Source organism: Koromonas humicola (assembly GCF_059726255.1).
The window spans coordinates 1977460-1995965 of sequence record NZ_AP040873.1 but is presented as its reverse complement, the minus strand read 5'-3'; the positions used below and the strand labels follow the sequence as shown (position 1 = coordinate 1995965).

General features: G+C 55.1%; 19 protein-coding genes. 5 read left to right on the top strand and 14 right to left on the bottom strand.

Annotated elements, in window-relative coordinates:
- The first annotated feature begins 6 nt into the window (after positions 1 to 6).
- The 3 genes from atpB to AC6IZD_RS08650 all read left to right on the top strand — a co-directional run bounded on the left by atpB (position 7) and on the right by AC6IZD_RS08650 (position 2548).
- Entirely contained in the window at positions 7 to 735 is a 729-nt protein-coding gene (atpB, locus tag AC6IZD_RS08660; protein ID WP_497787291.1) for a F0F1 ATP synthase subunit A, read from the top strand.
- Between the two features lie 128 nt (positions 736 to 863).
- Entirely contained in the window at positions 864 to 1187 is a 324-nt protein-coding gene (locus AC6IZD_RS08655) for an ATP synthase F0 subunit C (RefSeq protein WP_497787290.1), read from the top strand.
- Between the two features lie 191 nt (positions 1188 to 1378).
- A complete protein-coding gene (locus AC6IZD_RS08650; protein WP_497787289.1) occupies positions 1379 to 2548 on the top strand; it encodes a hypothetical protein in 1170 nt (389 codons plus the stop codon).
- A gap of 57 nt (positions 2549 to 2605) precedes the next feature.
- Here the strand turns inward: AC6IZD_RS08650 and AC6IZD_RS08645 are convergent, their stop codons facing one another.
- The 13 genes from AC6IZD_RS08645 to AC6IZD_RS08585 all read right to left on the bottom strand — a co-directional run bounded on the left by AC6IZD_RS08645 (position 2606) and on the right by AC6IZD_RS08585 (position 16435).
- Positions 2606 to 4060 carry an NADH-quinone oxidoreductase subunit N gene (locus tag AC6IZD_RS08645; RefSeq protein ID WP_497787288.1) on the bottom strand — a complete coding sequence of 485 codons (1455 nt, stop codon included), beginning with the start codon at positions 4058 to 4060 and terminating at the stop codon, positions 2606 to 2608.
- A 2-nt stretch (positions 4061 to 4062) separates the two neighbouring features.
- Complete coding sequence (locus AC6IZD_RS08640) at positions 4063 to 5619, bottom strand: NADH-quinone oxidoreductase subunit M (RefSeq protein WP_497787287.1); 1557 nt, start codon at positions 5617 to 5619, stop codon at positions 4063 to 4065.
- A complete protein-coding gene (gene nuoL, locus AC6IZD_RS08635) occupies positions 5616 to 7634 on the bottom strand; it encodes an NADH-quinone oxidoreductase subunit L (RefSeq protein WP_497787286.1) in 2019 nt (672 codons plus the stop codon). The genes AC6IZD_RS08640 and nuoL overlap by 4 nt, the downstream gene beginning before the upstream one ends.
- Complete coding sequence (gene nuoK / locus AC6IZD_RS08630) at positions 7631 to 7939, bottom strand: NADH-quinone oxidoreductase subunit NuoK (protein ID WP_497787285.1); 309 nt, start codon at positions 7937 to 7939, stop codon at positions 7631 to 7633. The genes nuoL and nuoK overlap by 4 nt, the downstream gene beginning before the upstream one ends.
- Positions 7936 to 8436 (bottom strand): NADH-quinone oxidoreductase subunit J family protein, encoded by a 501-nt coding sequence (locus tag AC6IZD_RS08625; protein WP_497787284.1) that lies wholly within the window; start codon positions 8434 to 8436, stop codon positions 7936 to 7938. Before AC6IZD_RS08625 ends, nuoK begins: the two co-directional genes overlap by 4 nt.
- 22 nt (positions 8437 to 8458) lie before the next feature.
- On the bottom strand, positions 8459 to 9532 hold the full coding sequence (gene nuoH, locus AC6IZD_RS08620; RefSeq protein WP_497787283.1) for an NADH-quinone oxidoreductase subunit NuoH: 1074 nt from the start codon (positions 9530 to 9532) through the stop codon (positions 8459 to 8461).
- Between the two features lie 95 nt (positions 9533 to 9627).
- The gene (nuoG, locus tag AC6IZD_RS08615) at positions 9628 to 12000 is read right to left on the bottom strand and encodes an NADH-quinone oxidoreductase subunit NuoG (protein WP_497787282.1); all 2373 of its coding nucleotides are present in this window, start codon (positions 11998 to 12000) and stop codon (positions 9628 to 9630) included.
- A gap of 20 nt (positions 12001 to 12020) precedes the next feature.
- Positions 12021 to 13343 (bottom strand): NADH-quinone oxidoreductase subunit NuoF, encoded by a 1323-nt coding sequence (gene nuoF / locus AC6IZD_RS08610; protein ID WP_497787281.1) that lies wholly within the window; start codon positions 13341 to 13343, stop codon positions 12021 to 12023.
- Between the two features lie 2 nt (positions 13344 to 13345).
- On the bottom strand, positions 13346 to 13834 hold the full coding sequence (locus tag AC6IZD_RS08605) for an NADH-quinone oxidoreductase subunit NuoE family protein (protein ID WP_497787280.1): 489 nt from the start codon (positions 13832 to 13834) through the stop codon (positions 13346 to 13348).
- A gap of 76 nt (positions 13835 to 13910) precedes the next feature.
- The gene (locus AC6IZD_RS08600; protein ID WP_497787279.1) at positions 13911 to 14300 is read right to left on the bottom strand and encodes a hypothetical protein; all 390 of its coding nucleotides are present in this window, start codon (positions 14298 to 14300) and stop codon (positions 13911 to 13913) included.
- Between the two features lie 19 nt (positions 14301 to 14319).
- Positions 14320 to 15540 (bottom strand): NADH dehydrogenase (quinone) subunit D, encoded by a 1221-nt coding sequence (gene nuoD, locus AC6IZD_RS08595; RefSeq protein ID WP_497787278.1) that lies wholly within the window; start codon positions 15538 to 15540, stop codon positions 14320 to 14322.
- Complete coding sequence (locus AC6IZD_RS08590) at positions 15540 to 16037, bottom strand: NADH-quinone oxidoreductase subunit C (protein WP_497787277.1); 498 nt, start codon at positions 16035 to 16037, stop codon at positions 15540 to 15542. The genes nuoD and AC6IZD_RS08590 overlap by 1 nt, the downstream gene beginning before the upstream one ends.
- A 5-nt stretch (positions 16038 to 16042) precedes the next feature.
- Entirely contained in the window at positions 16043 to 16435 is a 393-nt protein-coding gene (locus tag AC6IZD_RS08585) for an NADH-quinone oxidoreductase subunit A (protein ID WP_497787276.1), read from the bottom strand.
- Positions 16436 to 16674: 239 nt separating this feature from the next.
- Here AC6IZD_RS08585 and AC6IZD_RS08580 point away from each other — a divergent pair, with 239 nt between their 5' ends.
- Positions 16675 to 17217: a hypothetical protein gene (locus AC6IZD_RS08580; RefSeq protein ID WP_497787275.1), complete on the top strand. Its 543-nt coding sequence runs from the start codon at positions 16675 to 16677 to the stop codon at positions 17215 to 17217.
- Between the two features lie 27 nt (positions 17218 to 17244).
- Positions 17245 to 17808: a tetratricopeptide repeat protein gene (locus AC6IZD_RS08575; protein WP_497787274.1), complete on the top strand. Its 564-nt coding sequence runs from the start codon at positions 17245 to 17247 to the stop codon at positions 17806 to 17808.
- 3 nt (positions 17809 to 17811) lie between these two features.
- Here AC6IZD_RS08575 and AC6IZD_RS08570 read toward each other — a convergent pair whose 3' ends face one another.
- A complete protein-coding gene (locus AC6IZD_RS08570; RefSeq protein WP_497787273.1) occupies positions 17812 to 18435 on the bottom strand; it encodes a hypothetical protein in 624 nt (207 codons plus the stop codon).
- Between the last annotated feature and the right edge of the window lie 71 nt (positions 18436 to 18506).

The following is an 18506-nucleotide window of genomic DNA, read 5'->3' as shown; positions in this document are numbered from 1 at the left end:
ATTCCAATGCACCAACTGCCATTTACTGCACTACTGAACCATGTGTTTGCTGGTCCCGTCGATGCGCTGCTGAACGCGCTAGGAATCCACCCCGCTCACCCCTCTGCCCCAATCCCAGATCATGTTGCGATGCAGGTTCTGGTGTTTCTGGTCCTGCTCGTTCTGTTTCTGATGATTCGTGCGAGTCTTTCGGTTGAGAAGCCGAACACTCTGCAGCATGTCATGGAGTCTGTGTACAACTTCATGGACGCGCAGAGTGAGGAAATCATCGGGCACGATAACAAGCGCTATCTGTCGTACCTGATCACGCTGGGTTTGTTCATCCTTCTTTGCAACCTGATCGGGTTGATTCCGTTCTTTGAGACCCCGACGGGCGTGCCCGTAGTGCCGCTCGGATGCGCGATCGTGACCTGGGTGTTCTACCAGATGCACGGACTCCGCGCCAATGGTCCGGGCTATATCAAGCACTTCATTGGGCCCGTGTGGTGGCTGGCTCCGCTGATGTTTGTGATCGAAGTTTGCAGCCATCTGGCTCGTATGATGTCGCTCACCATCCGTCTCTTCGCCAATATGTTCGCCGGAGACATGGTGACGCTCGTATTCTTCTCTCTCGTGCCGATTGGTCTGCCAGTGATCTTCCTCGGGTTGCACTTTGGCGTGTCGCTGATCCAGACATTCATCTTTGTGCTGCTTGCGATGGTTTATCTGGGCGAAGCCACGGCGCACGAGCACTAAGCGGATTTGCAGTAGTAGTCCCAGTCGCAGAAATGAAGAGTTTTTGTTGTACGCCGTAAGCGTGAGGGCCTCCCATTGCGCGGAACGTCAACCACCCACTGGCGGCGAATCTGAAGGAGCAAAACACAATGAGCAAGAAGCTGTTTGTACTGTTCTCTGTTATGGCTGTCCTGATGCTGGCCACCCCGGTCTTCGCACAGGGCGAACCCGCAGCCGCCACCGGCGCCGCTGGCGTCAATTGGGTGGCACTCACCTCTGGCTTTGCGATGGCGATCGCCGCCGGTCTGGCCGCTCTCGGCCAAGGCCGCATTGCTGCCGCTGCCTGCGAAGGCATGGCCCGCAATCCAGCTGCTCGCGCTGGTATCCAGCTCGCGATGATTCTCGGCCTCGCGTTCGTCGAATCCCTCGTGCTGTTCACCCTAGTCGTGGTGTTCGCGAAGGTCGTTCGCTAACAGCTTCTAACGTTTCGGTATGGCCCCCGCTGCGGCGGGGGCTTTTGCGTGATATGTCATTTTCCTCCTTGCGAAACAGTGCAACAACTACAAGCGTTCAAGGCATCCGTTTCGCAATGAAATTTGTGGCACCTCCCGTATCCTCGCCAGATCACGGTTGCTGGACGCATCATGGAGAGCAGAGCAGATTGATGTTGCTCCTGCTCATCGCCATTGTGCTGCGGGGAACTGGGTTCTCACAGAGCGCAGTTCCAGTGAAGCTCTGGAGCCGAGATCTCGTCCCGATCGCAAAAGCTAGGGTGATACAGCATTTCTGGGAAGATCGGCAGCAGGCGGGAATTGCATTTGTAGATGACGGACATCTGCTTGTGCACCATGTTGACGTCGATAGCCGCCAGCTCTCGTCTCGAATCTCACCCGACATCTCAAGCCCTTTCCGGCTCCGAGTGATGCTTCTCGATTTAGCAGACGGAGCTGTGCTCACAAGCCAAGAGTGGGGTACGAGAGCTGAGGGCACCGATGTCCTGGTGCACGAAGGCGGGGTGATCGTGCGTACTGGCGAGTCTATACGCTTGCTCAGTAGCCGTCTCGATGAAGTCCGGAGACTGCCGCTGCCAACTCCGCAAATCCGCGATGAAGAACGTGAGCAGCACGCTTGGGACATTCAAGTGTCGGCGAGTGGTCGGTCCTTGTTGTTCAACAACTATCACTTGAATTACGACGAGAACCTGAATCTAGGGCAGTACAGTGTGATCGAAGCGTCACGCTTCCGTTTGAGAGATGCGTGGAACGACGAGCCTTCGCTGCGCAATGTTCGATATTCGTTTTCAGACGGCACGCTCGCATACGTGAAACCGGATCACAACCATGATCGTGTGTATGTATCCAGCTTAGGAAGCAGGACGTGGAAGCTTGTATGGCAGCATCCAGGAGAAAGCTGCTACACAGAAAGTGTATTTGGGATGCTCACAGATGACGCCTTCATTTATGCATGCAAAGATTTTTCGTTCGTCTCGGGGGGCCACGTCCTTGTGCGCGATCACTTTGGGGGCGGGGAGCAGGTGGTCAGGGCGAAGTATTCCGTAGCGCAGGGAAGATTCGTGGCGCTCTCAGTACAGAAGTTAAGGTTGGGCGAGTCTCAACTCGGAGATCAGCTTTCAAAGCTCTCTGTGCTTGTATACGATCTCGTTGAGAAGAAACGTACGCTAACTCTAGCAGTTTCACCTTTGCCAAGCCGCTTCTTTGATTTTGCACTCTCGCCGGATGGTTCCAAGCTCGCGGTCCTGAGCGATGAGAATGTGTCTGTTTACGAGCTGGGAAAAGCTCCTGAGAACCTGAAGCTCGCGCTCGGCGTGCCGTAGGCTCGGCAAGTGAAAGCCTCGGAACGTATCCGAGGCTCTTGTGTTGCAGTGAATCGTTCAGTGTGCGGCAAGGATCGTTGGAGTCCCTTGGGTATAATGCAGAACCACATTGGGAAGCACGCCCAACCATAGAGTTGCAACAAGGCTAATGGCAATCGCTAAGCCTACTCCAAGCCTCACTTTTGGAACTTGTGCGTTCGTTGATGGCTCATACATGTACATGCGGACAATCAGACGCAGATAATAGTAAGATCCCATGCCGCTGTTCGCAACGCCTATGATAGTCAACCAAATGAGGTGTGTTCGAAGCGCCGCGCTGAAAACGTAAAACTTCGCAAAGAACCCGCCTGTAATAGGAATCCCAATCAGCGACAGTAGGAAGAATGTGAGCGCCGCTGCCAGTAGTGGAGAGCGCTTGCCAAGTCCGGCGTAGTCGTCGATAAGCGAGAATCGCTCACCGCTTCCGGCCATTTGAGTGATCACGGCGAAGGCACCCACGTTCATTGCTGCATACGCGGCGGAATAGAACATTGCTGCCGAAATTCCGAGTTCACGATTGCTGGCTGAAGCGAAGGCGACCATCAAGTATCCGGCATGTGCGATGGACGAGTAGGCCAACATGCGCTTTACGTTGCTCTGCAGGATAGCGCCGAGATTCCCAACGCACATCGAGAGCACTGCCGCGATCCAAATGACCCAGAACCAGTGCGGTGACGCCGTGTCGATTACAAGGCGAATCAGCACCGCAAATGCTGCCGCCTTCGGTGCAGTGGACATGAAGGCGACGACCGGGGACGGGGCCCCCTCGTAAACGTCAGGAGTCCAAACATGGAACGGGGCGCATGCTACTTTGAAGCCGAGGCCAGTGAAGATGAGTGCTACAGCGACATACGCGAGCGGTTCGACGCGCACAGCCCCGCTCAGCGTCCGCGCAATATCGAAAACATTAGTCGATCCTGTGGCTCCGTAAAGGAGCGCTACACCGTATAGGAAGAATGCGGTTGCGAACGATCCAAGGAGAAAGTACTTCAGGGAGCTTTCGGCGCTTTCAGCCGCATGTCGTCGGAACCCAGCCAAGATGTAGCTCGATATTGACGAGATCTCCAGGGCGATGAAGATGAGCACCAATTCCACCGCGGAAGACATCAGACACATACCGACGGCTCCGAGGAGAATCAGTGCGTAGTATTCGCCGTGATCAATCTTCTGGAAAGGGAGGTAATCAAGCGACATCAGAATCGTCGCGAGCGCGACTAGCAGAACTATCAAATGGAAGAAGATGCTGAAGTGATCGACCCGGAGCATCTGGTTGAATCCGTAGCCTGCGAATTGCGGCTGCGCCTGGTAGAAGGTCGCTGCGATCGCGACGATCACGCCCAAGCCAGCAAAAACACCCAGCCCTTTTCGGCTGCGTCCAGGAGCCAGCAGCGCCTCGAGGAACATGACGATCATCCCCCAGATGGAGAGGACGATCTCTGGAAGAATTCGGATGTAGTCAGTAGCTGTTGGCATGGCTATTTGAGCACCGTATAGGACGTCGTTACTGTTTGCACAGTGGCTGGACCCTCCTGCTTTTGCGTGGCTAGAATTCCAGCTACGGAGCGATCGATTGAGTTCATCCAGAAGTTCGGAAATACCCCCATGACAAGAGCAAGCACCGCAAGCGGCCACAAAATCGTTCGCTCGCGCGTGTTGACGTCAGGAAGTGTCCCATTCACCGGAACCGTTATGGCGCCGTAGAAGGTGCGCTGATAAAGCCAGAGCATGTAGAACGCACTCCAGATCACGCCTGTTGCTGCGATGATTCCGTAGATTGCTTTGGCTTGGAACGCTCCGCTCAGGATCAGGAACTCTCCAATGAACCCGTTCATTAGTGGCAGTCCGATCGAGGACAAGGTAATTAGCAGGAACAGCGTGGCGTACACCGGCATTGGAGTCGCAAGTCCGCCGTATTCCTTGATCTCGTAGGTGTGGCGACGGTCATACACCATTCCGAGCAGGAGAAAGAGTGCGCCGGTCGAGATGCCGTGGTTCAGCATCTGGTATACCGCACCGTCCATGCCTGCTTGGGTGAAGCTGTATATGCCGAGTACGACGAAGCCGAGATGGCTCACAGAAGAATAAGCAACCAACTTCTTCATGTTGGGCTGAACAAGTGCAACCAACGCCCCATACACAATGCCGATAATCGCCAGTGTGATAATCCAAGGCGCGTTTCGGTGAGCTTCGGCAGGGAACAGGCCAATGTTGAATCGCAGAAGGCCATAGGTTCCCATCTTCAAGAGCACACCGGCGAGGAGCACCGAACCTGCAGTGGGAGCTTCGACGTGAGCATCCGGAAGCCAAGTATGCAGCGGGAACAGCGGCACTTTAACGGCGAACGCGACGAAGAAACCAAGGAAGAGCCAGAGCCCCGTGTGACCGGGCAGTGAAATCACTCCTGTTGCGAGCAAATGCTGAAGTTCGCCGAAGTCAAAAGTTCCTGACTGCGCATAGAGCCAGATAATCGCCGCCAGCATAAACACGGACGCGATCATCGTGTACAGAAAGAACTTCACTGCCGCGTAGACTCTGCGTCCGTGGCCCCAAATACCGATTATGAGTGCCATCGGTATGAGTGTGGCTTCCCAGAAGAAGTAGAACAGGAACAGATCAAGCGCGATGAAAACGCCGATCATCGCTGTTTCCAGCAAGAGAAGAAGGATGAAAAATTCCTTCACGCGCTCGTGAATGGATTTCCATGATGCGAGTACACAGAACGGCACGAGGAAAGTCGTTAGTACGACAAGCCAGAGCGACACACCGTCAATTCCGACGTGGTAGTGAATATTTGGGTTCGTGATCCAGTTTAGGTTCAGCTCATAGGCAAAACTGCCCGAATTGGCAGGAGCAACCTCGCGATAATGCGCAGGCAGATGTAGCGAAACCACCAGCGTGAGGATTGAAATGGCAAGCGCGAACCAGCGGATGTCGCGATCCCGACGTGGCAGGAAGGCCATCAGCAGCGCTCCCATCGCGGGCAGGAACGTTGTCAGTGTGAGAATCCAGGGATTGAATGTCGATAAGTTCATCGGGTTCCCATCCAGACCATATAGGCAACTACGGCTGCTGCTCCAGCCGCGACCCATCCCGCATAACTGCGGATGAGGCCGGACTGTTGCTGACGAACGACCTGCGAGACGTCTCTCGCGGCAACGGCCGTCTCGTTTACCGAGCCATCAATCACCTTCTGATCGAGCGATTGCCAGAGCACGAATTTCGAGAGCGCGACGAGAGGGCCGATGATCACGGCGCCATAGAGCTCATCGATCCAGTACTTGTTGAGCACAAGCCTGTATAGTCCGCCCAAGCTTGCTGCGATTCTTGCGGGAAGCTCTGGGCGCCTGACATACAACAACCAAGCCAGACCGAGGCCCGCCAACCCAACCAGGACCGACACGGCCATAAGTGCATTCTCAAGTGTCTTGCTTTCGCTGGCCGCGCCTTCACCTTCGCTCACTGGCGTTGAAACAGGCTCTTCATTTTGCGCGACTGCTTGCGTGGACTCCACTTTCTGAATGACTGGACTGAGGAAATGCTCAAAACGATTGCCAATCCCAACCCATCCGCCAACAACCGAGAGCACGGCGAGAATCACGAGCGGACCAAGCATCATCCAAGGTGACTCATGCGGGGCATGATGGTGATCATTATGCGCTGAGCCGTGGGCAGCATGGGCTTCCGCGTGCCCCCCGCGATAATCGCCAGTGAAAGTCATAAACACGAGGCGGAACATGTAGAAACTCGTCATGAACGCTGTGATGATTCCGATGGCCCAGAACACCTTGCTGCCATGCGGACTGCTGAACGCTTGCCAGAGGATCTCGTCTTTGGAGAAGAATCCGGCGAAGGGAGGTATTCCGGCAATAGCCACCGTCGCGATCAGCATCGTCCAGAAGGTCCATGGCATGTACTTCCGCAAGCCGCCCATTTTGCGCATGTCTTGCTCACCACCAATGCCGTGGATCACGGATCCTGCGGCGAGGAAGAGCAATGCCTTAAAGAAGGCGTGCGTCATCAGATGGAAAGTAGCGGCAGAATACGCGGCGACTCCGGCAGCCATGAACATGTAGCCAAGCTGCGAGACCGTTGAGTAGGCGAGCACACGTTTGATGTCGGTCTGCGTGATTCCGATGGTCGCGGCGAAGAAACTCGTAAGTGTCCCGATAATGGCCACCGCGAGCAACGCAATGGGGGCGCGACTGAAGATAGCGTTCGAGCGGCAAACCATGTACACGCCAGCCGTAACCATTGTGGCGGCGTGGATGAGAGCGGATACCGGCGTCGGGCCTTCCATGGCATCCGGTAGCCAGACATAAAGAGGAATCTGCGCGCTCTTGCCGCACGCACCTACCAGCATCAGCAAGCCAATTGCTGTCAGGATTCCGGCTTTGGCTTCGGACGGGATGTGCGACACCGTCTCGAATATGCTGGCATAGCGCAGAGTCCCGAAGTGCTGAATGAGCAAGAACAGGGCGATCAGGAAGCCGAAGTCGCCTACACGATTCGTGATGAATGCCTTCTTACCAGCATTCGCCGCCGAGTCGCGAAGGAAAAAGAACCCAATTAACAAATAGGACGCCAAGCCCACGCCTTCCCATCCAACGAACATCAACAAATAGTTGTTGGCGAGAACCAGGGTGAGCATGAAGAACATAAAGAGGTTCAGATAGCAGAAGAACCTGTAGTAGCCTCCCTCATGTTCCATGTACGCGACCGAGTAAACGTGAATCAGGAAACCAACGCCAGTGACGACGAGCATCATGACTATCGACAGATGGTCGATGTAGATGCCGTAGTCGACTGCGAAATTGCCCGCACGAATCCATGTACCAAACGTGCTCTCCAGTGCCTCGGCTCCGGAGTGCAACAGTGCATAGGCGTGCGCGCAAGCCACGAGGAATGAGGCTCCGGTAAAGAGCAGTGCGATGGTGGCGACCATGGACCGGGTAAAGCGTTTGCCGAAAAGTCCATTGATGAGCGCGCCCGCCAACGGCAGGAACGGGATGAGCCAAGGTTGCCAGAAGGGCAGATTCAGTGAGGTCATAATTTCAGCAGATTCACCCGGTCAACGTTGAGAGTCTCACGCGTGCGATAGACAGAGATGATGATAGCCAAACCCACCGCAGCCTCGGCAGCGGCAACGACCATCACAAAGAAAACGAATATGTGTCCGTCGAGTGTTCCCAGGCGCGTTGCAAAGGCGATAAACGATAGGTTCACGCCATTGAGCATCAACTCAATAGACATAAAGAGAGTGATGATATTGCGCTTAATGAGAAACCCGGTCACACCACATGCAAACAGAAATGCGCTGAGCAACAGGTACCAGGAGATAGGGATCTCGTTCATGAGTTACTCCTGCGGGCGAGAACGACTGCGCCCATGATGGCGATGAGAACGAGGACGCTTGTGACTTCAAACGCGAGCAGATACTTGGTGAAGAGCATCATTCCGACTTTATCGGCAGGTCCGTAAAGGGCGCCGATAGATACGACAGAGTTCTCCTGTGGACGATGCTTCAGCAAAACCCAGATGCCGATGATCCCGCCTGCGAACAGACCGGGGATACCGAAAAGCTTAGCAACGTTGCTACCCTTTGAGGTCTCTTCGGCGCCGGCGTTCAGCAGCATGATGACGAAGATGTACAGCACCATGATCGCGCCCGCGTAGATGATCACCTGCACGACAGCCACGAACTCGGCACCGAGCAGCAGATAGATTAGCGCCAGCGATCCCATCACAACGATTAGTGACAGCGCGCTGTTGATGGTCTTTCGCTGGATCAGAAGATTGACTGCGCCGCCGGCGCAAAACGCAGCGAACAATATGAAGAGAAATAGATGCATTACGCAATTTCCATTCCGGCCATCATGCCCGCATCGCCACTATGAATGCGGTGACAACCACGTTAGCCAGGGCTAGCGGGAACAGGAACTTCCAGCCAAAGGCCATCAACTGGTCATAGCGGAAACGCGGCAACGTGCCACGAATCCAGATGTATAGGAACAGGAAAAAGAAAATTTTGAGCGAGAACCAGATCAGCGGCAAAAACGCCTGAATGAATCCCGGCAGAAATGGCAGCAGTGGTCCGCTCCATCCTCCCAGAAACATCACAGAGGCGATGCACGCGACCGTTACCATGTTCGCGTATTCGGCCATGAAGAACATGGCGAACTTCATGGCGCTGTATTCGGTGTGATATCCCGCAACCAGTTCGGTTTCCGCTTCGGGCAAATCAAACGGTATGCGGTTCGTCTCCGCGAAGGCTGCCATGATGTACACGAAGAACGCAACGATCTGCCCCTTGAAGATGAACCATTGCGGAATGAATCCGAACCAAGTTCCTAGTTGCGCGTGAACAATGCCGTTCAGACTTAGTGTGCTCGACATCAGAAGCACGCCTACGAGCGAAAGGCCAAGCGACACTTCATAGCTCACCATCTGAGCCGAAGCGCGGAGAGAGCCGAGCAGGGAATATTTGCTGTTTGAAGACCAGCCTGCCAGCGCGATTCCGTAAACGCCAAGTGAGGTGATTCCAAGAATTACCAGCAGTCCGACATTGATATCGCTGGGCTGTCCTGAAGGATCAACTACGCCGGTGATCTGCACTGGTGTGCTGATGCCGAAAAGGTGAATTACTGGTCCAATCGGCACAATCGCAATCGAGGTAAGAGCCATGATCAACGCGAGCCCCGGCGCGAGGAGATAAATGTTCTTCTCGACGTAGGGCGGAGTCAGGTCTTCCTTGAGCAGAAATTTGATACCATCCGCCAGCGGTTGCAGTAGTCCGAAGGGTCCTACGCGTTGAGGTCCCCAGCGATTCTGCATGTGCCCCACAACTTTGCGCTCCAGCCACACCGTGTAGGCGACCACGGTGAGTAGAACGCCGAGTGTGATGGCGATTTTGATAATCGCGACAATCAAGAAAGTCAAAGCGCTCATGGAAGAATCAATCCCCAGCCTTAGAGCAGAGCAACTCGTGCTTCTACCCGGCAGAAACTTACAAGGCTCCAGCCCGCGGGCAGGAGGAAAAAGGATCAGTCAGCCCCGATGGTTTCAATCGTCTTTCGATGATTCTCGACGACCGAGTTGAGCGTATGCGAATAACGTCCCATCGTCCCGGAGGTGAAGAGCGTGTCTCCTGATGGCACGATCAGTTCTGGATGATTTGGTATGGCAGCCGGTTCAATTTGAACTAGTTCGGTCTTCTGCGGAATTCCGGCGAGAAGCTCAAGCCGAGATATGCAGTAGCCCGGGAACAGTTGAGCTATTTCGTCTAGCGTGATCGTAGGATCGAGCGGCGATGTGCGTGATGCGAGCCCACGAGATTCCGTGAACACGGCATTGCGATCGGCCTCGCCGGATTGAGCTCCGCGACTCTGCCCGGCATCGGCCAAGGTGTAGCCGCGGAAGGGCACGAGTTTCTCAACATCAGCTCCCATTTTCTCGGCGATTCGCACGATGATCTCGAAGTCAGCTTTCACCCCGTGAACGTCAGCAGCTTTCTTTAACCGTTGCAGATCGCCGCATGTGTTGGTGAATGTACCTGCTTTCTCGTACGCGAAAGCCGCAGGCAAGAACACATCCGCATGCTGGGCGGTTTCGGTCAGGAACATATCCTGCACTACCAGAAAGGGTCGCGAGAAGGATTCGGTATTGCCGTAACGTGCCGCCGGATTCGATCCGACGACCCACAATGCTCGAATATCTCCGGCAGCGGCAGCGTCGAGCATTTGAGGAAGCGCCAGCCCAGGCGTAGATGGAACATCGGCGGCCCATCCCAGTGCTGCGCGAGAGGTACCGGCGACGGAGTGATATCCGGGCAGCAAGTCCGGGTACAGTCCCATGTCGGCTGCGCCCCTGGAATTTGCGTAGTCTCCAAGGCAGATGAACTTTGCACCTTTCGGTGCGCCGTAAGAGACAAGTGCATTGATCGCTTCCCCACGCAATTCGGGTCCGAAGGCGATGACAAGATCGCTCGCGCCATTCAGCGCCTCGCGCATGCTTCCTAGCGCCTCTGCGGCGAGGCCGACGTTTTCGGCGGCTGAGTCATTGCCGGTGAGATAAGAAACGAAATAGTCTTCAGATCCCGGGGCGATGTGCGCGAACTGCGCGGCCTGACGTGTCAGTTTGATCTGGTTCGAATTCACGACATAAAGCCGTGAGTTGCGCAGGCGCACGGCACTGCGGATCTGCCATGCCAGAAGCGGATGCTGCTCTGTGGGATCACTGCCGATGAGAAGAATGGAGGTGGCCGTCCCCACGTCTTTCATCGAAGCAGTCTTGGCGTGGTTGGCGGAGATCGCGCGGGCGAAGGACGGGAAGTCGGCTGTGCGGTGATGGTCGATGTTGTTGGTGCGGAGCACCGTTCGAGCGAACTTCTGCACCAGGTAGTTCTCTTCGTTCGTGGTGCGGTTTGAGCCGATTACACCAATTGATTGCGGTCCGGTAGCGAGTAGCGTTTCCTGGAATCGTTTGGCAATCACCTCGACGGCTTCGCTCCATGTGGCGGCCACAAAACGTCCATCACGCTTGATGAGCGGAGTCGTGACGCGATCAGGGTTCTGCGCGAAGTCGTAAGCGTAACGTCCCTTGATGCACAGGAAATCGTCGTTCATTCCGCTGCGATCGCGATTGTCGCAACGCACAATCTCTGAGCCGCTTTCAGAGCGGCGGACACCCACTGTCGTAAGACAACCGTCGCCACAGTGATTACAGACCGTACCAACGTGCGTCATTTCCCAGGGACGCGTTTTGTATCGATAAGCTCCGCTAGTGAGTGCCCCAACCGGGCATATATCGATACACATGCCGCACTCTTCGCAGTTGAGCGAGTCACCTTCGTTCGGTGCGATCACCGACCCTTGACCGCGGTTCTGAATGCCGAGCGCCCAGACGTCCATGCCTTCGCCGCATACACGAACACAGCGGTAGCACATGATGCAGCGCGGCCGGTCGTAGTAAACCACAGGCGACCATTGCTGCTCATCACGATGGCTCTTGATGTCGATGAACTTGGATTCCCCAGCGCCGTACTTGAACGTCATGTCCTGCAACTCGCACTCACCGCCCGCGTCGCATACCGGGCAGTCGAGAGGATGATTGGCAAGCAGCAGTTCGAGCATGGATTTGCGTGCCTGAACGACCTTTTCCGATTCCGTCTGCACCACCATGCCTTCGGCAATCGGAGTCGTACAGGCCGTCTGCATCTTGGGCATTTTCTCAATCTCGACCAGGCACATGCGGCAAGCGCCTTGAAGCGAGAGGCCGGGATAGTAGCAGAAGGCTGGAATTTCGATCCCATAGGGTTTGACGGCCTCTATGAGCAGAGTGCCTTTCGGGGCCGTGATGGTCTTGCCGTTCACGGTGAGCGTTACGGTTTGCGTCGCGTTTTGTGTACCGTCGGCCATGAATTCTCTTCGCGTGATCCCTAGTGACTAAGAACAGGTAATGCGCTTTGGACGTCGTGCTGCCCGTAGGGGCAAGGACGGCCGTCCAGATGCGCTTCGAATTCTTCGCGGAACTTCTTTACGAATCCAATGATGGGCATGGCAGCAGCGTCGCCGAGCGGGCAGAAAGTACGCCCAAGCATGTTCTCGGCAAGATACCGCATGTTGTCGATGTCTTTTTCCATGCCCGCGCCCGCATGGAAACGCTTGAGGCTCTTGGAAAGCCAGTCCGTCCCTTCTCGGCATGGAATGCACCACCCGCAGCTCTCGTGACGATAAAACTGGATGGTACGCAGGGCAAACTTCACGATGCACGTATGGTTGTCGATCACAACGATGCCGCCCGAGCCAAGGAACGTTCCAGCCTTCATCATCGAGTCGAAATCGAGATTGACATCGATCTCAGTGGCCGTTAGGCAGGGAACTGATGAGCCTCCGGGTACCACTGCTTTCAGTTCGTGGCCATTGGCTATGCCACCACCCACTTCATAGATTGCCTTGCGGAGGTTGTAACCAAGAGGCAGTTCATAAACACCCGGGCGCTCGACGTGTCCGCTTAGGCAGAACAGTCGCGTTCCGCCATTTCGCTCCACACCGACTTCGGCATACTGCTTGCCTCCCATCAGAATGATGTGTGGAACGCTGGCAAGTGTTTCGGCGTTATTGATGACCGTCGGTCCGCCCCAGAGTCCCACGACAGCAGGGAACGGAGGACGAATGCGAGGAACGCCGCGCTTTCCCTCGAGCGATTCCATCAGCGCAGATTCTTCGCCAACTTCATAGGCTCCGGCACCACCGTGCCAATATACGTTCAGGTCGTAGCCGGATCCGAAAATGTTCTTGCCGCAGAAGCCCCGTGCGTATGCGTCGGCAATGGCCTTCTGCATGATCTCGAGCAGATACCTATACTCACCACGAATGTAGATGTAGGCATCGTGTGCGCCAACTGCAATGGCGGCAATCATCGCGCCTTCTATAACGGAGTGAGGATCGTGCTCGAAGATCAGCCGATCTTTGCAGGTCCCAGGTTCGCTCTCATCGCCGTTACAAAGCACGTACTTCGGCTTGGCGCTCTCCTTGGGAACGAAGGACCACTTCATGCCTGTGGGGAAGCCGGCTCCACCGCGACCGCGCAGGTTGCTTGCCTTCATTTCGTTGATTATGCCGTCGGCGCCGAGTTCCAGCGCCTTCTGCACAGCCTTGTAGCCGTCGAGTTCGAGATAGCGGTCAATGTTCGCCGCACCTTGGCCGAAGCGGCGGCTCACAATTTTGACTTCGTCGGGATGGGAGACCAGAGTTGCCATAGTTACTGTTGGGCCGCTTTCTGCCGGTACTCATCAAGAATCTGGTCGATTTTGGCTGGAGTGAGATTCTCGTGAAACTCGTAGTTGACCTGCATCGCCGGAGCCCAGGAACAAGCTCCAATGCATTCCACTTCCTCGACCGAAAACACTCCGTCAGGTGTCATGCCTTTGTTGACCTGCACGCCGAGCTTTTCGCGAACGTGCTCCAGCATTTCTTCTCCGCCGCGAAGCAGGCAGCATATGTTGGTGCAGACCTGCACGTTGTATTTGCCGCCGGGCTTGGTCCGCAGCATCGAGTAGTAGCTGATGACATTGCGAACTTCGAGCGGCGTGATCTCAAGTCTGCTTGCGATTTCTTCAATCGCCTCGTCAGTGAGATAGCCCAGTTCGTCTTGTATATAGAGCAGGAACGGAACCAGTAGTGAGCGCTTGACTGGATAGTGCGTGAGCATATCGGCGTAGCGCGCTTCGAGTTGTTCGCTGAATCTCATGTGCCTCTCGAACCAGAGTTGCTAATGAAAACTGTCGACCATTTCCGATGAGGAGTGCTGCTCAAAGCTCCAGTGATTAGGGTTCGAAGATTTCGTGGATCATCCATTCGGCGAGTCCTGCGGGATCGGCGCACTCCGAGGGAAGGCCATCCGGTTGGAATCCACCATCGAGCGTATTCATCAGGGTCGCCTCGAATGGAATCGAACCGGTCACCTTCGCGACGTGGACGAAGATCGCTCCGGGAAGTGCCGACGAGATTGCGGACGCAGTCTTGTAGCGGTTTGTGACCTCGACGTCCTCACCCTTGGGAGTCACGGTGATTGTAAAGCGATAGTCCCTTGCGGTCTCTTTGTTGAACTCTTCCGCTTTTTGCTGAAGCAGATCAATCAGGTCGAGAGCATACTCGCTCTGGCCTTCGCCCCGGTGGCGAATTTCGCGTGCGAACTGGGTTCCCCAATGATCCAAGTCTTTCTCCGTTCCAAACTCAGCGGTCAACGTCGCCGAGCACAATATCTATGCTTCCAATTGCTGCAACGACATCAGCGAGCAAATTGTGCTCGCACATAACTCCGATTGCGTTCAGGTTCGCAAACGAAGGGCTGCGCATGTGGACGCGATAGGGCTTTGCAGTTCCATCGCTCACTACGTAGTAGCCCATCTCTCCACGGGGCGACTCCACCCCCTGGTAAACCTCGCCCTCGGGTACAACAAAACCTTCAGTAACAATCTTGAAATGATGGATCAAAGATTCCATCTGGGTCTTCATCTTCTCGCGATCCGGCAGGACGACTTTTGGCGCATCGGACTTTACGGGACCGTCGGGCAGATTGGCGATTGCCTGCTTCACCATGCTGATGGATTCGCGGAGTTCGCCCATGCGGACCTGATAACGGGCGTACACATCTCCGGCCGTCTCTACGGGCACATTGAAGTCGAGCTGGCCATAACCTGCATAAGGCATGTCGCGACGAAGATCCCAGTCGATGCCGCTGCCACGTGCTGTAGGTCCTGTGAGCATCAGGTCGGTAGCATCCTGCTTTGTGATCAGAGCAACTCCCTTTGTGCGCCCAATCCAGATTGGATTGTTGGTCAGCAGATCGGAATATTGCTCGATGCGATCTGGGAAGTACGAAGCGAAATTCTTGATGTAGTCGAGGAAGCCGAGCGGCAGATCCATCGACAACCCGCCCACTCGGAAGTAGGAGGTCATCATGCGTTGCCCCGACACCATCTCGAACATCTTTAGAATTTCCTCACGCTCGCGGAAGCAGTAGAGGAACACCGTCATCGCGCCAATATCCATGGCGTGCGTGCCGAGCCAAACCAAGTGCGAGTTGATGCGGGTCAGCTCATTCAGCATCAACCGAATCCACATCGCACGGGGCGGAATCTCCAACCCGAGAAGCTTCTCCACTGCCAACACGTAGGCCAAGTTGTTGGTCATCGGGCAGAGGTAATCGATGCGGTCAGTCATCGGGATAACCTGCTGATAGAACTTCGCCTCGCAGGTCTTTTCGATCCCTGTATGCAGATATCCAATGTCCGGCTTGATCCGGACTATCGTCTCACCATCGATCTCAAGCAATAAGCGGAGCACGCCGTGAGTAGAAGGATGCTGGGGCCCCATGTTGAGGACCATCGTCCGGTCGCCGGTTTGAGTCGTCTCAACAATGGGCTCGGAACGGAACTGGTCAATTGTGGACATTATCTATAGCCCTCGACGGGATAATCCTTGCGCAGCGGGTGCCCCTCCCAATCGTCCGGCATCATGATTCTGCGCAGATCCGGGTGTCCCTGGAAACGAATGCCAAACAGGTCGAAAACTTCTCGTTCGAACGGCGCTGCGCCAGCCCACAGGCCAGTAACCGATTCCACATAAGGATCAGCGCCATTCACTTTCACCTTCACACGGATGCGCTCACGCCGGGCGTGCGAGAGAAGCGAGTAAACCACCTCGAAGCGAGGCTCGGAGGGGAACCAGTCAAGGGCGGTTACATCTGCCAGTACATTGAACTGCGTAGAACGTGAGCTGCGCAGCAGCTTCAAAGCGTTGATGATGTGGAACGACTCGACCCAGATCGTCAACTCATCACGGTCGAACTTCGCCCCTTGGAGTGCGCCAGGGAGCGAGTCGACCAAGCAAGCTACCGCTGGACGGTCCTTTAGTTGCTGCATATCGGTGATGGCAGGTTGCAGGGTCATTTTGTTTAGAGAGCCTCGTCGCGAGTGGGCTTATTCCAGTCAAGAACGCCCTTCTTCCACACGTAAAAGAACCCGACCAAAACGATCAGAATGTAGGTCATCATTTCCCAGAAGCCGAACATCTTGAGCACCTTCAACAAGATTGCCCAAGGGTACAGAAACACGGCTTCCACATCGAACAGGATGAAGAGCATGGCAACCAAGTAAAACTTCACGCTGAACCGCTGACGCACGTCGCCTACGGGTTCCATGCCACACTCGTAAGGCGACATTTTGCTCTTATTCGCCTTGTGCTGACCAATCAGGTACGACAGCGTTACGATTGCGGCAGCCAGAACGCATGCAAAAGTGAAGTGAATCAGCAGAGGGAGATACCTAGCGAAATAGTTATCTGTCATTCTGTTAGCGTTCACCACCCACATATGGCGAACGGGCAAGTATAGTGATTGGGTTTTGATAGTGTCAAGCAGCAGCCTGTCCGGATGGAAGGTCCTGCAAGGGGTTAATAAACAGGGCACTTGAAACCAAAGTAATGTTGTGGACTTGTGTGGCGGTACTAGACAATCTGCACAGCCACAGCACGGGACGTGTCCTTTAGTTACCTCGCGGCAGAGAAGAGCGAAAAGTCCGGCACAGCATGATTTTTGGTTTCAATACCGACATAAAGGTCATCGACACGGTGTACCACGTGCAGACCGAAGTGCGCGAACAAGAGCACCGGTTGGAGTCGCAGATATTCGTGAGTGGCCGCTGCATTGGGAAGCGCTCTGCACCTCTGCATCCCGATAGAGATGAAGGTGCTATTCAGGATATGGCTCGGGCGCAGCATCGGTGGATCGTTGATGCCGTCCGCGAAGGCTTCCTTGACGACGTTCTCGCCCACGAAACTTCGGAGGACTTGGTCGTCCAGTTTCTTGGCTCTAAGCGACTTACTGGCGATGATGTATTACTTCGCTTTCGGGTTCTATCCGGTGGCTTTGTAGCGGCTTCTGCGCAGGTGGCGGCACACTGGAAGATGGCGTCCGGCTCCGGAGATCTCAGTGCCAGCTTGACGGATGAGGCTGGGGTCGCTGAGATGACATTGACTCTGTCCGACACCGTTGCTGAGCTGGAAGTCCGGGCTCGACTTGAGAACAGGGAAACAGTTCGCCGCTTTCTAGTGAAATCAGCAAGATCCTAAACTTACACCGCCGTACAATCACAGAGTATGAGAACTGGAACCACGCTGGTGCTCGCATTGGTTGGAGCGATCCTATGCGCAACGCCTGCTTTGTCACAGCAGGGTGCACCGGGACAGCTCGATGGTCCAATGACGGAGAATCCGAGGTACAAACAAAAGTCTCAAGCGCAAAAGCCTGCGCAAAACCAACCCGCCCCACGCAGCGATGACGAGAGCAGCAGCGAGCAAACACGTGTAGATCTTTCACCGCCGAAGGAAGACTCCCGCGCGCATCCGGATAGCGGCCAAGTAGCCAACGATGTAATGGAATTTCACGAGTGGAATCCGCTGCGTGCAATGAAAGATGTCGAGGTTGGCGATTATTACTATAAAGCTGCGAATTATAAGGCTGCACTGAGCCGCTATCGTGAGGCCCTTTTGTATAAGCCCCACGATGCGGTCGCCACTTTCAAGCTTGCCCAGACTCTTGAGAAGGTAAAGGAGTACGACGAAGCACGCGTTCGCTACAGGGAGTACTTGGCTATTCTCAAGGATGGCCCCAGCGCCGGAGAAGCCAAGAAGGCACTGGAGCGACTCAACAAGCAGCCCTAAACGTCACTTCTCGGCGTGGACGAACATGCCGCTGGTGGCGTCCACCACTACGTTCAGCTTTGCCTCGTAGACGCTGGTGCCATAGATGACATGCCAGAGCAGCTCGTTCTTCTGAGCATCGAAATCCAAGGTGTAAAAGACCGGTTGATTCGGATCAGCCGCCGTCAGCTTCTCTCCCCCGTGCTTCTGCGCGACCTTGAAAGCTTCGTCGGAATCAATCTTCAAGAATTGAGTGTCGAAGATGTGACTCGTCGTGTTCGAGGGATTGTAGGTGTCATCCGAGCCATGCGAAACTCCCCGCTCGGGCGTGTCAGGACCCACGAGTCCGCTCCATGTGAATGTTTTGCTCAGTCGCTTCGAAGGTGAAGCGAAGTCAGCCCGCCAGATTCCGCTTCTTCCTTCGTTAGCAGGGGATCCCTTCGTGTAACGAGACTCCATGCGATAGGGTTTCACGTCGCCTGCTACAGCATGCGCTGATACATAAAGCTTCTGGAAAGCCGCTCTTCCGGTGAGGAATTCAGGCTGGGCTTCGGTCTTCGCTGGCTTGGGCGGAGCGCTATTGCACGAGACTAGATTGAGGGTGGCGGCGAGCAAAATACCGCAAATGAGGGTAAGCTTTCTGTCCATCGAGTTTTGAAGTCCCATCGCGTATTTAGGAAAACTGAGCACCTACTCAATTCGACACCGGGGGATTGTGA

Bases quoted from the DNA above. Each gene is read 5' to 3' on its own strand.
- AC6IZD_RS08585 (WP_497787276.1), bottom strand. From the start codon at position 16,435: ATGACAGATAACTATTTCGCTAGGTATCTCCCTCTGCTGATTCACTTC.
- nuoL (WP_497787286.1), bottom strand. From the start codon at position 7,634: ATGACCTCACTGAATCTGCCCTTCTGGCAACCTTGGCTCATCCCGTTC.
- nuoD (WP_497787278.1), bottom strand. From the start codon at position 15,540: ATGTCCACAATTGACCAGTTCCGTTCCGAGCCCATTGTTGAGACGACT.
- AC6IZD_RS08625 (WP_497787284.1), bottom strand. From the start codon at position 8,436: ATGCATCTATTTCTCTTCATATTGTTCGCTGCGTTTTGCGCCGGCGGC.
- AC6IZD_RS08655 (WP_497787290.1), top strand. From the start codon at position 864: ATGAGCAAGAAGCTGTTTGTACTGTTCTCTGTTATGGCTGTCCTGATG.
- atpB (WP_497787291.1), top strand. From the start codon at position 7: ATGCACCAACTGCCATTTACTGCACTACTGAACCATGTGTTTGCTGGT.
- nuoF (WP_497787281.1), bottom strand. From the start codon at position 13,343: ATGGCAACTCTGGTCTCCCATCCCGACGAAGTCAAAATTGTGAGCCGC.
- AC6IZD_RS08650 (WP_497787289.1), top strand. From the start codon at position 1,379: ATGTTGCTCCTGCTCATCGCCATTGTGCTGCGGGGAACTGGGTTCTCA.
- AC6IZD_RS08580 (WP_497787275.1), top strand. From the start codon at position 16,675: ATGATTTTTGGTTTCAATACCGACATAAAGGTCATCGACACGGTGTAC.
- nuoK (WP_497787285.1), bottom strand. From the start codon at position 7,939: ATGAACGAGATCCCTATCTCCTGGTACCTGTTGCTCAGCGCATTTCTG.
- AC6IZD_RS08645 (WP_497787288.1), bottom strand. From the start codon at position 4,060: ATGCCAACAGCTACTGACTACATCCGAATTCTTCCAGAGATCGTCCTC.
- AC6IZD_RS08590 (WP_497787277.1), bottom strand. From the start codon at position 16,037: ATGACCCTGCAACCTGCCATCACCGATATGCAGCAACTAAAGGACCGT.
- AC6IZD_RS08575 (WP_497787274.1), top strand. From the start codon at position 17,245: ATGAGAACTGGAACCACGCTGGTGCTCGCATTGGTTGGAGCGATCCTA.
- AC6IZD_RS08570 (WP_497787273.1), bottom strand. From the start codon at position 18,435: ATGGACAGAAAGCTTACCCTCATTTGCGGTATTTTGCTCGCCGCCACC.
- AC6IZD_RS08640 (WP_497787287.1), bottom strand. From the start codon at position 5,619: ATGAACTTATCGACATTCAATCCCTGGATTCTCACACTGACAACGTTC.
- AC6IZD_RS08605 (WP_497787280.1), bottom strand. From the start codon at position 13,834: ATGAGATTCAGCGAACAACTCGAAGCGCGCTACGCCGATATGCTCACG.
- nuoG (WP_497787282.1), bottom strand. From the start codon at position 12,000: ATGGCCGACGGTACACAAAACGCGACGCAAACCGTAACGCTCACCGTG.
- nuoH (WP_497787283.1), bottom strand. From the start codon at position 9,532: ATGAGCGCTTTGACTTTCTTGATTGTCGCGATTATCAAAATCGCCATC.